We start from the raw sequence: 14,007 nt of genomic DNA on the forward strand, positions 1-14,007 counted from the left end.
CAAACCCCTTCTCTTCGGCGGCGTACAAAACCATGCTACCGAACCCCCCCCCCAAAAACCCGTCTAAGTTTTGACCCCCCCCCCCCGGGGCCCCGCCCCCCCCCCCCCGCCCCCCGGGGGGGGCGGGCGCCGCGTCCCCGGCACCGTCCTCGCCCTGGGCGCGGTCAGCCTGGTCACCGACGTCTCCTCGGAGATGGTGACCGCGGTCCTGCCGCTCTACCTGGTCCTCGGACTCGGCCTCTCCCCGCTCCAGTTCGGCCTGCTCGACGGTCTCTCCACCGGCGCCACCGCGCTCGTACGGCTCCTCGGCGGCGCCGCCGCCGACCGCGGCGGCCGCCACAAACAGGTCGGCGGACTCGGCTACGCCCTCTCCGCCTGCTCCCGGCTCGGCCTCCTCCTCGCGGGCGGCGCGACCGGCTGGATCGCCGCCGCCCTCGCCGCCGACCGGCTCGGCAAGGGCGTCAGGACCGCTCCGCGCGACGCCCTCATCACCCTGCACAGCCCACCCGAGGACCTGGGCCGCGCCTTCGGCACGCATCGCGCCATGGACACCACCGGCGCCCTCCTCGGGCCCCTGGCCGCCTTCGCCCTGCTGTGGGCGACGGCCGACGCGTACGACGCCGTGTTCGCCGTCAGCTTCTGCGTCGGGGCGTTCGGCGTCCTGCTGTGGCTGCTGCTCGTCCCCGGGCGACGGAAGACGGATGCGAACGCGAACGCGGCGCGGCCGACCGCCCCGGCGGCGCCACGCGCGCGTGGAAGCCTCTTCGCCGGGCTGCGCTCGCCCGCCTACCGGCGGATCGTGCTCTGCGCCGCACTCCTCGGCGCCGCCACCGTCGGAGACGCCTTCCTGTACCTGCTGCTCCAGCGGCGGCTGGCCTTCGACGCCACCTGGTTCCCGTTCCTGCCGCTCGGCGCCGCCGCCGTCTACCTGCTGCTCGCGGTCCCCGCCGGACGCCTCGCGGACCGGATCGGACGGCGCGGACCGCTCCTGTACGGGCACGGGGCCCTGCTCCTCGCCTACGGACTGCTCCTGACCCCGCTGCCCGACACCGCGGTCCTCCTCGGCGTCCTCGGCCTGCTCGGGGTCTTCTACGCCGCCACCGACGGCGTCCTGATGGCCCTGACCGGCCCCTTCCTGACCGAGGGGCGACAGGCGGGAGGCCTCGCGCTCGTCCAGACCGCCCAGGCGCTCGCCCGGCTGGCGGCCGCCGTCGGCTTCGGCGCCGTCTGGACCGCGAGCGGGCCGGAGACCGCCCTCGTCACGGCCGTCCTCGCCCTCACGGCGGCCCTCTGCTGCGCCGCGCGCCTGCTGCCCACAACGGCCGCGGGAGAGGGCGCCACCCCCGCCGAGTCGGGCACCCCAGCCGAGCCGGCCACCTCCGCAACCCCCGCCGCCCCCGCCGAGAGGACCGACTGACCATGCCTGCCCCGACCGGCGTCCGCCCGACCACCCGCACGCGCGTGTGGATCCTCGTACTCGCCCTCCTGCTGCTCGGCGGCGGAGCCACCGCCTATACCCTGCGGGCGGCATCGGGACGGGAGGCCGTGGCCACCGGGACCGCCGACCCCGGCTTCACCCTCGACGCGGGCACCGGCGCGCTCTACGCCCGGGACACCGCGAGCGGGCGCGTCGCGCGCGTGGACCCGTCCGCGCCCGGCGGCAGGGTCGTGGGCGGACCCTCCTGCGACCGTTTCCACGCGGCCGGCGGGACCGCCCTCTGCCTCCAGCGGAGGTCGGGCATGCCGGCCCGTTCGTACGCCCTCGTGCTCGACCGCCAACTGCGCGAGGTGCGCCGCGTCGGCCTGCCCGGCATCCCCAGCCGGGCCCGGGTCTCGGCCTCGGGGAACCTGCTCTCCTGGACGATGTTCGCGACCGGCGACTCCTACGCGCGCTCGTCCTTCTCCACCCGCACCTCGATCCTCGACCTGCGCACCGGCTACCTGGTGAAGAACATGGAGCAGATCCCCCTCACCCTCGAAGGCCGCCGCTACCACGCCCCCGACGTCAACTACTGGGGCGTCAGCTTCGCGGCGGACGACAACCGCTTCTACGCCACCGTGTCGACGGCCGACCGGACCCACCTCGTCGAGGGGGACCTGCGGAACTGGTCGGCGCGGGCCCTGCGGGAGAACGTCGAATGCCCGTCACTCTCCCCCGACGGCACCCGGATCGCCTTCAAGAAGCGGGTCTCCGACGGCCCGCGCGAGCCGTGGCGGCTGTACGTGTACGAGCCGGCCACCGGCCGCGAACACGCGACCGCCGAGCGGCGTGGCATCGACGACCAGGCGCTGTGGACGGACCGCGGCACCCTCGCGTACGGATACGGGGGAGAGGTCTGGACGGTACCCGCCGACGGTACGGGAACCCCGCGCCGCATCGCCCGCGCGGCCTCCTCCCCGACGGTGCCGCGCTGACCGCACGGAGAAGCGGCCGCCGGATCTCGTCTGCTGGGGGCAGGCCCTTGCAAGGCCGGAGACGCCTCCGGTCAGTGCCCTCCTCCCGGGCGCAGCAGGGCGGTCAGGCGCTGAACGCTGCGGCCGCCCTCGCGACGTACGCCCAGGGGGATCAGGGCGGCGTGGGCCGGCAGGCGCACGCCCCCGGTGAATGCCACCCGGGTGCCCGGGCCTTCCGGGGTCGCGGCCACGCCGAGCAGCAGGAACCGGCTCTGCAGCCAGCACCAGCCGGGCCGCTGCACCCCGCGCAGTCGTGCCCGCATCCCGTACCTGCTGCGTGCCAGTGCCTCTACGCGTTCGCCCTGCCGAAGGCGGACGCGCAGCCGCTCCATGTCGGGCACGACCTGCCCGAAGCCGCCCTCCAGGTCGCCCAGCAGGGCCCAGACCTGTTCGAAGGGGGCGTCGATGTACGCCTCGGTCACGTGGGCGCCGCGAATGCCGCCGGCCAGGGCGTGCAGGCGGCGTACGGGGTCGAGGTCGGTGATGGGCCAGGGCTCGTTCATGACGTCCACGCCTTCCGGAAGATGCCGCGGGCCCGGTGCAGCCGCGACTTGACGGTGCCCGTGCGGACGCCCAGCAGGGCGGCGGCGGTGCGCTCGTCCAGGCCCTCGACGTCACGCAGCATCAGCACCGCGCGGTGCTCGGGGGAGAGCCGGTCCAGTACGTCCCTGATGTCGGCGGAGAGTTGGGGGTCGCCGAGGGCGGGGAGCGTGCTGAGATCGGCCGGTACGGTGCGGGCGGCGCGATGGGCGGTACGGATCGCCTCCCGTACGGCGATGGCACGTACCCAGCCGTGCAGCGCGGCAGGGTCCTTGAGGGTGCGGAGCGACTTGAAGACCGCCACCAGGGTCTCCTGCGCCGCGTCCGCCCCCTGGCTCAGGGCGATGGGCGCGCAGACGCGCCCCACGTACGGGGCGAGGATGTCCAGGAGTTCGGCCATGGCGAGGGTGTCGCCACGCTGGGCGGATCGCACGAGCCGGACGGTCCGGTCACCGGATCGTTCAGCGGGCACGGGCCGCGTCCTTCCACCGGGCCACGCGCAGTGCGGCGACGGCCAGGACGGCGCACAGGGGCGTGTACAGCACGAGGTTGAGCCAGTGGAAGGCCGTGCCGGTCTCCTTGGCGAACAGCCAGTAGATTCCCGCCAGAGCGCGCAGCGAGAGGCCCGCGGCCACGGCCAGGGTGCCGACGCGGAGGAGCGGGTTGCCGGGTCGGCGGGCATGGGCGAGGACGAAAGCGGCGGCCGCGAGGAGCAGGGCGACGAGAGGGAGCAGGATCGGTGGTGTGAACGGCACGTCCGTACCGAGAACCGCGTAGGACAGGCTTCTGTCGTCGGCCGTGGGCCAGGTGGCTCCCGTCGCCCAGTACAGGTGGAGCGCAGCGTCCGCGGTGAGCACCGAGGCGACGAGCGCGGCGGCGCGGGTGGGGGCGGCGGTGTGGGTTCGGTACAGCATGGGGCCTCCTACGTCGGTGCGGGGATTCCGTCGCCCTGTTGAGGAGCTCTCCGCGCGAAACGTTCCCTCGGAGTTCCTGAATTCTTCGGAGGCTTGCGGGCCCGGACCCCGCCGAGGGCTGACGGCCGGCGTCCCCGACGTGTGGTGGAGCCTTCGCGGCAGGCGTCACGACATGTCGGGTGCACTCTCCTGGGCGGCATCCTTGGATGCCGGGTGATCCGGACCGCCGGGTGCCGCGGCGGCGGCACGCAGCGCCGCTTCGACCCGGCGGTTGCTGGTCATGGACGCGGTGACGGCCGTCATCGCCAGGAGGAGGACGGCGGCGGCGTAGAGCGGGGTGCGGATGTCGTAGGTGGTGGCCAGCCAGCCGCCGAGGAAGGCCCCGATGGGAGCGGCGCACATGGCCAGCATGCGGGAGGTGGAGGCGACCCGGCCCATGAGGTGGGCCGGGACGATCGCCTGCCGGAGGGAGGGCGCGAGCACCATCGTGGCGCCCATGCCGGCCCCGCAGACGGCGAGCGCCAGCCCGGCCACGTACGGGTTCGGGGCAGCGGCGAGGCCCAGGATGGCGAGCCCTTCGACGGCGGCCGTGCAGGTCAGCGCGGTGCCGGTCCCGAGTCGTCGGCCGAGGGAGGAGGCGATGCCCGCACCGAGCAGACCGCCGGCGGCCTCGGCCGCGAGGAGCAGGCCGAAGCCGTAGGTGTCGATGCCGAGGCGGTCGTGCGCGAAGAGGGCGAGGACGGTCTCCACAGCGAGGAAGGCGACGTTCCCGACCGCCGGGCGGAGCGCGAGCCCGAGCAGCAGCCGGTCCCGGAAGACGTACGAGGCCCCGGCCCGCGCCTGCCGAAGCAGCGACTCGCGGATCTCCGGCACAGGCCGGGGTACGGCGGGAAGCGACCGTACGAGCAGTGCGGAGAGCATGAACGACACCGCGTCGGCGAGCAGCGGAACCGCCCGCCCGAGCACGAGCAGCGCACTGCCCGCGGGCGGCCCCGCGAAGCCGGACATGGCGGTCTGGGCCCCGCGCAGGCGCGAGTTGGCTCGCTCCAGGAGTGCGGGGTCGCGGCCGAGCAGATCCGGCAGATAGGCCGTGGCGGCCGTGTCGAAGAAGAGTCCGCCGAGGCTGAGCAGGAAGGCGACGGCCGCGAGCAGCGGAATGCTCAAGCCGTCGAGCGCGGCCGCTGCCACCGGTATCGCGAGCACCACCGCACGCGCCGCGTCCATGACCCACATCGTGCGCCGGCGGTCCCAGCGGTCCACCAACGCACCGCCGAGCACCCCGAAGAGCAGCCATGGCAGCGTCCCGGCGGCCGTGACGACGGCGAGCGCCATCGGATCCCGGGTCAACGTCAACGCGAGCAGCGGCAGCGCGGCGTGCGACACGCCGTCACCGAGCGAGGACACCGTCTGCGCGGTCCACAGCCGTCCGAACCCGGCCGGCATCTTCCGTATGTCCGAGGTCACTTGGCGTCTCCTTCGGCCTGCGCGCGCGGTGCCGGGTGGAACAGCGCGAAGACGAGTGACGCGTCCGGCAGCGACGGATCGGACAGCTCCCGGTACTCGTCCGCCAGAGCCTGCAACCGCGCCCCCAGCTGCGCGAACTGCTCCTCGGTGAGCCGCAGATGCGCCATCCGTACGTGCCGCTCATCCACCGGCGACGCCTCCAGGTCCGCCACCGCATGGCGCATCAGGACATCCGGCCCTCCCTCGCCCGGATCCGGCAGCTCGATCGCCCGCGCGGCCATCGCGTAGTACCGCTCGGTGACACCCCGCACCTTCCGCGTCCGCACCACCTTCACCAGGCCGGCCCGTTCGAGCAGCCGCACGTGATAGCTGGAACTCCCCTTCGCGAGGCCCACCCGCTCGGCGACCTGCGTGATCGTCGCGGGCTCGAAGCGGAGCACGGCCATGATCCGGTGGCGGGTGAGATTGGAGACGGCGCGCAGTTGCTCGTCCGTGGTGACGTGGAACGTCTCGGGAAGATCATCGGTTGGCATGCGGGCAATGGTCAACACTTCTTGACCATTGCGCAAGTGTTTTCGCGTGGACCCCCACATGCGGGCCTACCAAGCGGACCTCCACATGCGGGCCGGCCAAGCGGACCCCTGCCCGCGGGACTACCGGTCCCACTCCCGGGATCAGGCCTTCCGCAGCGAGCCGCGGAGCGCCAGCGCCGCCATCGGCAGCAGCAGACACGCGGCGATCGCGTTCAGCGGCCCGTAGCCCGCCTTCGCGACGATCAGACCCGCCGCCAGACCGCCGACACCGGCGGAGGTGTTCATGATGAAGTCGGAGAGTCCCTGGACCGCAGGCCGCGCGGCCTCCGGCACCGAGTCCGTGAGCAGCGCAGAGCCCGCCACCAGACCGGCCGACCACCCCAGACCGAGGACGAAGAGCCCCACGGCGGTCCGGCCGTGGCTCGGTCCCGCCGTGCCCGCGACGAGCGCCGCCACGGCGATCAGCCCGAACGCGAGCCCGATCACCGACAGGCTTCCGAGCCGGTCGGACAGCCAGCCCATCAGGGGCGAGAAGGCGTACATGCCGGCGATGTGCCCGCTGATCACGAGGCCGACCAGCTGGATGTCCGCACCGTGGTGGGTGAGCGCCACCGGGGTCATCGACATGATCGACACCATCGCGGTGTGCGAGCCGGCGACGGTGACCAGGGCGAGGCGGGCCCGCGGAGATTCCCGCACCACCCGCATACCGGCCCGGAGCGAGCGCCCCTCCGCACCACCCTTGCCCGTCCCGGTCTCGGTCAGCGCGCGGGCGGTGAGGAGCGGATCCGGGCGCAGCAGCAGTGCCACCACGGCCGCCGCGACCACGAAGATGCCGGCGGCCCAGACGAAGGGCCCGGCGGTGGCCGGTATGCCCAGGCCCGAGACGCTCTTCCCGGCGGGCGCGGCGATGTTCGGGCCGAGCACCGCCCCGATCGTGGTCGCCCACACCACCGTGGAGATCGCTCGCGCCCTGCGGTCCGGTTCGGCGAGGTCGGCGGCGGCGAAGCGGGCCGCCAGGTTCGCCGAGGATCCGGCGCCGAAGCCGACGAGCCCCACGAGCAGCAGGGGGAAGCTGCCGACGACCGCACCGAGCACCGTCACCCCGGCCCCGAGCGCGCCGATGAGGTACGCGAGGACGAGCCCGGCCCTGCGGCCCCGCGAGGCCATCAGAGCGGCCAGCGGCATCGCGAGCAGTGCGGGACCGGCCACGGTCGCCGTCGACGCCAGACCGGAGAGGGCCTCGGAGCCGCTGACGTCCTTGGCCAGGACGGCGGACAGGGCGATGCCGGTGGCGATGCCGAGGCCCCCGAGGATCTGGGTGGCGATGAGCACGGCCTGGATCCGGCGGCGGAGGGCGGGCAGCCCGGCGCCGGTGACGGAGGGGTGCTCGGGCAGGACGGCGTCAGGCGCGTCAGGGGCGTCGGGGGTGCTGGTCACTGACACGAGTGTGCCAGCCGCCCCATCCGGGGGAAACGCCGCCGACGGGCCGGATCGCCCCCGCTCAGAACAGCGGCGCGGGCAGCACACCCTCCAGAGCGAGCAGCTGTCTCTTGGTCTCCAGACCGCCCCCGAAGCCGCCGAGCCCCCCGTCGCTCTCCACCACACGGTGGCACGGCACCACCACCGGCAGCGGATTGGAGCCCATCGCCACCCCGACCGCCTGCGCGGCCCCCGGCTGCCCCACGCGACGCGCCAGCTCCCCGTACCCGACGACCGTGCCGTACGGGACGGTCGTCAGCTCACGCAGCACCTGCCGGTTGAACCCGGTCGTCAGGCTCCAGTCCAGAGGCAGCACGAGATCGCCCGGCTCACCCGCGAAGTACCGGTCGAGCCGCCGTATCGCGCCCGCGAGCAGCCCCGAGGCGCGCTCCACCGGCTCCGCGCCGAGCTGCCCCGCCAGCCGGGTGAGCATCCGCTCCCTGCGCGCCGCGTCGGCGTGGAACTCCACCCGCACGAGCCCCCGCCCGGTCGCGGCGAGGAAGAGCGGCCCGATGGCGCTCTCCATGACCGTCCACTCCGCCGGCACGGCCCGCCCGCCGCCCGTCGGCCCCGCTTCGATGTCCATGCCGCCCACGGTACGACCCGCCACTGACAGCCACGTGGGGAACGACCGGACCGGTCGAAAAGGCGCGACTTCCCGCCGCCGCCACTCCCACGCCATAATCTCGCCCCGGTAGTACCCAGCGGTACCGACTGTTTTCGGACGACGTGGCACCAGGGGTGGAGGACTCACGCTCATGCAGGGCACGGTCGACGGATTCAGTTACGGCCTCGTCACGCCGGTGGCCTCCTTTCTCATGGCGTGCCTGGGCGGAGCCCTCGGCCTCAGGTGCACCACGAGATCGCTCCGCAACCGCGACAGCTTCAAGGCGGGCTGGCTCGCCCTCGGCGCCACCTCGATCGGCACCGGCATCTGGACCATGCACTTCATCGCCATGATGGGCTTCTCCGTCCACCAGGCGCCGATCGACTACGACCGCCCGATCACCTTCGCCAGCCTGGGCGTCGCCGTCCTCATGGTCGGGATCGGCATCTTCATCGTGGGATACCGCGGGGCCACCGCCCTCACCCTGGTCACCGGCGGCACCATCACCGGTCTCGGCGTGGCCACCATGCACTACCTGGGCATGGCCGGGATGCGCCTCCAGGGGCGTATCGAGTACGACACGCCCACCGTCGCCCTGTCCGTGGTCATCGCCGTCGTGGCGGCCACCGTGGCCCTCTGGGCGGCCGTCTCCGTACGTGGATTTCTGGCCAGCCTCGGCGCCAGCCTGGTGATGGGCGTCGCCGTCAGTGGTATGCACTACACCGCCATGGCCGCGGTCAGCGTCCATCTGCACGGCACCGAGCCCGCCACCGACACCGGTGACGCCGCCACCTCGCTCCTGCTGCCGATGCTGCTCGGCCCGGCGGTCTTCCTGATCCTCGCCGCCGTCGTCGTCATGTTCGACCCGCTGCTCGTGATGGGCGACCCGGACTGGCAGGGGCCCGCGGCCCGGGCCCCGCACCGTCCCGGCGTGCCCGCACCCCGCCACGTCCCGTCCTACGGCGAGCCCGCCAACTGGACGTCCCGGCCCGCCGGCCGCACCGCCCGCAGGACCGTCGCCAGGGGCGGCCACCGCTCCCAGGACTGGTGATCACCGCCCGACTGTCAGTGCCGGGTCGTACGGTGGTTGCATGCGGCCCGTTTCCAAGATCGAACGTTCGGTGGCGCCCTTCGAGGTCGTCAGCTCCTACCAGCCCAGCGGCGACCAGCCCACGGCCATCGCCGACCTCGAGCGGCGCGTCCGCGCGGGTGAGAAGGACATCGTGCTCCTCGGTGCCACCGGCACCGGAAAGTCGGCCACCACCGCGTGGATGATCGAGAAGCTCCAGCGCCCCACCCTGGTGATGGCGCCGAACAAGACGCTGGCCGCCCAGCTGGCGAACGAGTTCCGCGAGCTCCTGCCGAACAACGCGGTGGAGTACTTCGTCTCGTACTACGACTACTACCAGCCCGAGGCGTACGTGCCGCAGTCGGACACGTACATCGAGAAGGACTCCTCGATCAACGAGGAGGTGGAGCGGCTCCGCCACTCCGCGACGAACTCCCTGCTCACCCGCAGGGACGTCATCGTGGTCGCCTCCGTCTCCTGCATCTACGGCCTCGGCACGCCCCAGGAGTACGTGGACCGGATGGTCCCGCTCAAGGTCGGCGAGGAGGTCGACCGCGACCAGCTGCTCCGCCGCTTCGTCGACATCCAGTACACGCGGAACGACCTGGCGTTCACCCGCGGCACCTTCCGGGTCCGCGGCGACACCATCGAGATCTTCCCGGTGTACGAGGAGCTGGCCGTCCGCATCGAGATGTTCGGTGACGAGATCGAGGCCCTCTCCACCCTCCACCCGCTCACCGGCGAGATCATCAGCGAGGACCGCGAGCTGTACGTGTTCCCCGCCAGCCACTACGTCGCGGGCCCCGAGCGCATGGAGCGCGCGGTCAACGACATCGAGCGCGAGCTGGAGGGCCGTCTCGCCGAGCTCGACAAGCAGGGCAAGCACCTGGAGTCCCAGCGGCTGCGCATGCGCACCACGTACGACATCGAGATGATGCGCCAGATCGGCTCCTGCTCCGGCATCGAGAACTACTCGATGCACTTCGACGGACGCGGCCCCGGCACCGCGCCCAACACCCTCCTGGACTACTTCCCCGAGGACTTCCTGCTCGTCATCGACGAGTCGCACGTCACCGTGCCGCAGATCGGCGCCATGTACGAGGGCGACGCCTCCCGCAAGCGGACCCTCGTCGACCACGGCTTCCGGCTGCCGTCCGCCCTCGACAACCGCCCGCTGAAGTGGGAGGAGTTCCAGGAGCGGATCGGCCAGACCGTCTACCTCTCCGCGACCCCCGGGACGTACGAGCTCTCCCGGGGCGACGGCTTCGTCGAGCAGATCATCCGCCCCACCGGACTCGTCGACCCCGAGGTCGTCGTCAAGCCCACCGAGGGCCAGATCGACGACCTGGTCCACGAGATCCGGCTGCGCACCGAGCGCGACGAGCGGGTCCTCGTCACCACCCTCACCAAGAAGATGGCCGAGGACCTCACCGACTACTTCCTGGAGCTCGGAATCCAGGTCCGCTACCTCCACAGCGACGTCGACACCCTGCGCCGCATCGAACTCCTCCGTGAGCTGCGCGCCGGCGAGTACGACGTCCTCGTCGGCATCAACCTCCTCCGCGAGGGCCTCGACCTGCCCGAGGTGTCCCTCGTGGCGATCCTCGACGCGGACAAGCAGGGCTTCCTGCGTTCAGGGACCTCCCTGATCCAGACGATCGGCCGCGCCGCGCGAAACGTCTCGGGCCAGGTCCACATGTACGCGGACCGGATCACCCCGGCGATGGAGCAGGCCATCGACGAGACCAACCGCCGCCGCGAGAAGCAGGTCGCGTACAACACGGAGCACGGCATCGACCCGCAGCCGCTCCGCAAGAAGATCAACGACATCGTCGCGACCATCGCGCGCGAGGAGGTCGACACCGAGGAACTGCTCGGCAGCGGCTACCGCCAGGCGAAGGAGGGCAAGGGCGCCAAGGCCCCCGTCCCCTCACTCGCCGCGCACGGCGTCAAGGGCAAGGGCAAGTCCGGCTCCACCGTGGAGCTCGGCGACCGGCCCGCCACGCAACTGGCCGCGATCATCGAGGAGATGACCGACCGGATGCGCGCCGCCGCGGCCGAGCTGCAGTTCGAGGTGGCCGCCCGGCTCCGCGACGAAGTGGGAGAGCTGAAGAAGGAGTTGCGCCAGATGAAGGAGGCCGGACTCGCCTGACCGGGCGGCGGTCCGGTGTGTTGCAAGACCGACACAAAACCGGACCGCGCCTCCTCGGTGTCAGTGGCGCTGCGTAGGGTGACGGACAACCGCACGCACCGGAACAGCGGGCGCGGGGAACGCTAACGAGAGGGGCATAGGCGTGTCGGTCAACATGACCAAGGGTCAGGCCATCAGCCTGGAGAAGAAGGGCGGGGGCAACCTCACCCAGGTGCGGATGGGCCTCGGCTGGCAGGCCGCGCCGCGCCGCGGTCTCTTCGGCAAGCGCACGCAGGAGATCGACCTGGACGCCTCGGCCGTCCTCTTCGCCGACAAGCAGCCGGTCGACGTGGTCTTCTTCCGTCACCTGGTCAGCGACGACGGCTCCGTCAAGCACACCGGTGACAACCTCGTGGGCGGCGCGGGCCAGGGCGGCGACGACGAGGCCGTCCTCGTCGACCTGGAGCGGGTCCCGGTCCACATCGACCAGATCGTCTTCACGGTGAACTCCTTCACCGGCCAGACGTTCCAGGAGGTGCAGAACGCGTTCTGCCGCATCGTCGACGAGACGAACGGGCAGGAGCTCGCGCGCTACACCCTCGACGGCGGCGGCAACTACACCGCGCAGATCATGGCGAAGGTCCACCGGGTCGGCACCGGCTGGCAGATGACCGCCCTGGGCAACCCGGCCAACGGGCGCACCTTCCAGGACCTGATGCCCGCGATCCTGCCGCACCTGTAGGCGGCCCGCGCGGCACACACCACAGCTCCCGGAGGCATGCAGGCCACCGGGAGCTGTCCCGCATGAACACACGAGCGCTTCACACCGAGCCCGGTAACGCTGAGGGGACAGAGTCGATGACGGCCGAGCTGGTCCGGGGGCAGAACCACCCCCTGCCCGACACCCGCCTTGAGATCCGGGTGTCGGCCGGGCACCCCGTCCTCGCCGGAGCCACCCTCGGCGACGAGCGGGGCAGGGTCCCCGGCGTGGAGTGGATCGCCCACCCCGGCTCGCCCTCCCTCCCCGGCGTCGACGTCCCCGCGCAGGCCGCCGCCGACCACCGGCTCGCCGTCGACCTGGCGGCGGTCCCCGAAGCCGTCCACCGCGTCTCGGTCCTCCTGGCGCTCCCCGGGGGAGCCGCCCGGTTCGGAGCCGTCGCCGCCCCCTTCGTCACCGTCGCGGGCGCCGACGGCGCCGAGATCGCCAGCTACACGATCACCGGCCTCGACAGCGAGTCCGCCGTCGTCGCCCTGGAGCTGTACCGGCGCCAGGGCGCCTGGAAGGTCCGCGCCATGGGCCAGGGGTACGAGGGCGGGCTCGCCGCCCTCCTCGGCGACCAGGGCCTGGAGCGCCCCGCCGATCTGGCCGCGTCGATCCTGGAGACGGTCGCGCCCCGCCCCGCCCCGGTGGCCGCTCCGCCGCAGCACGCCCCCGAGGCGGAGCGCGTACGCCACACGGCGCAGGTGCCGGCCGCGGACCCGGCCCCGACCACCCCGGTGACACCGCCACCGCCGTCGCCCCAGCCCGCCACGCCCCCGGGCACGCCCACGCCCCCGACAGGCACCCGCACCGGCGGTCCCATCGACTACGCCCACCCCAGCCGCCAGTCGGCGGCCCCCGCGTCCGAGCCCCGGCAGGCGTCGCCCGCGCCGGTCGCCGGGGACGCGTCGGGCTGGTCCATGGACGAGCGCCTGTACAACCAGGTGTGGGGCATGTTCGAGGACCTGGCCCGTACCGCCGCCGCCTACCGCAGCGCCTGCGACTTCGCGGAGTCCCGGCTCGACCGGGAGCTCGACCAGACGCTCTCCGACTACCGGGCCAGGGCCGACGGCGCCAACGACGCCGCGCGCGCGGCCGCACGGGCCCGGCACGACGAGCTGGTGGAGCGGGCCCAGGTGGTCCTGGACCGGGACCTCGCACAGCTCGCGGCCGAGTCCGAGGTCGTCGAACCGGCCCTGCCCGCCGCGTTCGCCCGCTGGGACAACCCCGTCTGGGGGGCCTACCGGGTCCCGGCCGAGGAGCCGATGGCCGTCCGTCTGGGCGACCTCCACCTCCCCGAGCGGTCGGAGCTGCGGATCCCCATGCTCGTCCGGCTGCCCCTCGAGCGCGGGCTCTGGGTGGACAGCGGCCGTGGCCGCTCGGAGGCGGCCGGTCTGCTCGACGAGACCGAACTGCGGCGGCTGGCCCTGGACTGCGCGGTCGCGCACGCGGCCCGGCTGCTCGCGGCGCACCCGGCAGGCGCCTTCACCGTCCATGTCGTCGACCCGGCCGGGGCGGGCGCCGCCCCGCTCGCCCCGCTCGTGGAGTCGGGTGTCCTCGCGGCGCCGCCGGCCCGGGGCGCCGCCGGTGTCTCGGCGGTCCTGGAGCAGCTCACCGAGCGGGTCGACCTGCTGCAGATGGCGGTGCGGGGCGGCGCCGCCGACGCCCTGCCGCCCGGTCTGGACGCGGCCCGGCAGCTTCTGCTCGTGCACGACTTCCCGCACGGCTTCGACGACCGGGCGGTCACCCGGCTCCGGTACCTCGCCGACGAGGGCCCCTCGGTCGGCGTCCATCTGCTGATGGTCGCGGACCGGGAGGACGCGTCGGCGTACGGGCCGCTGCTCGACCCGCTGTGGCGTTCGCTGCTGCGGCTCACCCCCGTCCCGGACGACCACCTCGCCGATCCCTGGGTCGGCCATGCCTGGTCGTACGAGCCGCCGCTCCTTCCGCCGGGCAGCGGAGTGCTCCGCCAGGTGCTCGCGCAGGTCGCGGAAGCTCGCCATGGAAAGCGGCCCTGACCTGCTCTTTTGAGAGCTCTTTACCCTGCCCTTTA

The 14,007-nt window shown here is 73.1% G+C and carries 13 protein-coding genes; 6 read left to right on the forward strand and 7 right to left on the reverse strand.

Translation table 11 applies throughout. The features are described 5' to 3' along the window. The first annotated feature begins 193 nt into the window (after positions 1–193). Both ACIRB7_RS31440 and ACIRB7_RS31445 read left to right on the forward strand, forming a co-directional pair. Positions 194–1,417, forward strand: coding sequence for an MFS transporter (locus ACIRB7_RS31440; RefSeq protein ID WP_403605500.1), 1,224 nt, complete (start codon positions 194–196; stop codon positions 1,415–1,417). Positions 1,418–1,419: 2 nt separating this feature from the next. Then, entirely contained in the window at positions 1,420–2,415 is a 996-nt protein-coding gene (locus ACIRB7_RS31445) for a hypothetical protein (protein WP_403605503.1), read from the forward strand. 71 nt (positions 2,416–2,486) lie between these two features. On the opposite strand, the gene ACIRB7_RS31450 is transcribed toward ACIRB7_RS31445, so the two are convergent. From ACIRB7_RS31450 to ACIRB7_RS31480, 7 genes are all read right to left on the reverse strand, one after another. Continuing rightward, the gene (locus tag ACIRB7_RS31450; RefSeq protein ID WP_403605506.1) at positions 2,487–2,957 is read right to left on the reverse strand and encodes a hypothetical protein; all 471 of its coding nucleotides are present in this window, start codon (positions 2,955–2,957) and stop codon (positions 2,487–2,489) included. Then, positions 2,954–3,466 carry an RNA polymerase sigma factor gene (locus ACIRB7_RS31455; RefSeq protein ID WP_403605509.1) on the reverse strand — a complete coding sequence of 171 codons (513 nt, stop codon included), beginning with the start codon at positions 3,464–3,466 and terminating at the stop codon, positions 2,954–2,956. The genes ACIRB7_RS31450 and ACIRB7_RS31455 overlap by 4 nt, the downstream gene beginning before the upstream one ends. Next, complete coding sequence (locus ACIRB7_RS31460) at positions 3,456–3,908, reverse strand: DUF3995 domain-containing protein (protein WP_403605512.1); 453 nt, start codon at positions 3,906–3,908, stop codon at positions 3,456–3,458. Before ACIRB7_RS31460 ends, ACIRB7_RS31455 begins: the two co-directional genes overlap by 11 nt. A 165-nt stretch (positions 3,909–4,073) precedes the next feature. Continuing rightward, a complete protein-coding gene (locus tag ACIRB7_RS31465) occupies positions 4,074–5,351 on the reverse strand; it encodes an MFS transporter (protein WP_403605934.1) in 1,278 nt (425 codons plus the stop codon). 17 nt (positions 5,352–5,368) lie between these two features. Then, positions 5,369–5,905, reverse strand: coding sequence for an ArsR/SmtB family transcription factor (locus ACIRB7_RS31470; protein ID WP_403605515.1), 537 nt, complete (start codon positions 5,903–5,905; stop codon positions 5,369–5,371). Positions 5,906–6,046: 141 nt separating this feature from the next. Then, positions 6,047–7,345 carry an MFS transporter gene (locus ACIRB7_RS31475; protein WP_403605518.1) on the reverse strand — a complete coding sequence of 433 codons (1,299 nt, stop codon included), beginning with the start codon at positions 7,343–7,345 and terminating at the stop codon, positions 6,047–6,049. Positions 7,346–7,409: 64 nt separating this feature from the next. Beyond that, positions 7,410–7,973 (reverse strand): methylated-DNA--[protein]-cysteine S-methyltransferase, encoded by a 564-nt coding sequence (locus tag ACIRB7_RS31480; protein WP_403605521.1) that lies wholly within the window; start codon positions 7,971–7,973, stop codon positions 7,410–7,412. Between the two features lie 172 nt (positions 7,974–8,145). Between ACIRB7_RS31480 and ACIRB7_RS31485 the strand changes: the two genes are divergently transcribed. The 4 genes from ACIRB7_RS31485 (at position 8,146) to ACIRB7_RS31500 (ending at position 13,972) form a co-directional block, all read left to right on the forward strand. Continuing rightward, positions 8,146–9,045 (forward strand): MHYT domain-containing protein, encoded by a 900-nt coding sequence (locus ACIRB7_RS31485; RefSeq protein ID WP_403605525.1) that lies wholly within the window; start codon positions 8,146–8,148, stop codon positions 9,043–9,045. Between the two features lie 40 nt (positions 9,046–9,085). After that, positions 9,086–11,215 (forward strand): excinuclease ABC subunit UvrB, encoded by a 2,130-nt coding sequence (gene uvrB, locus ACIRB7_RS31490; protein WP_403605528.1) that lies wholly within the window; start codon positions 9,086–9,088, stop codon positions 11,213–11,215. Positions 11,216–11,357: 142 nt separating this feature from the next. Then, on the forward strand, positions 11,358–11,936 hold the full coding sequence (locus ACIRB7_RS31495; RefSeq protein ID WP_403605531.1) for a TerD family protein: 579 nt from the start codon (positions 11,358–11,360) through the stop codon (positions 11,934–11,936). 116 nt (positions 11,937–12,052) lie between these two features. Further along, a complete protein-coding gene (locus ACIRB7_RS31500) occupies positions 12,053–13,972 on the forward strand; it encodes a TerD family protein (RefSeq protein WP_403605534.1) in 1,920 nt (639 codons plus the stop codon). Positions 13,973–14,007 lie beyond the last annotated feature (35 nt).

The sequence above is a fragment of the Streptomyces sp. NPDC093795 genome, assembly GCF_044764665.1.
GTDB lineage: Bacteria > Actinomycetota > Actinomycetes > Streptomycetales > Streptomycetaceae > Streptomyces.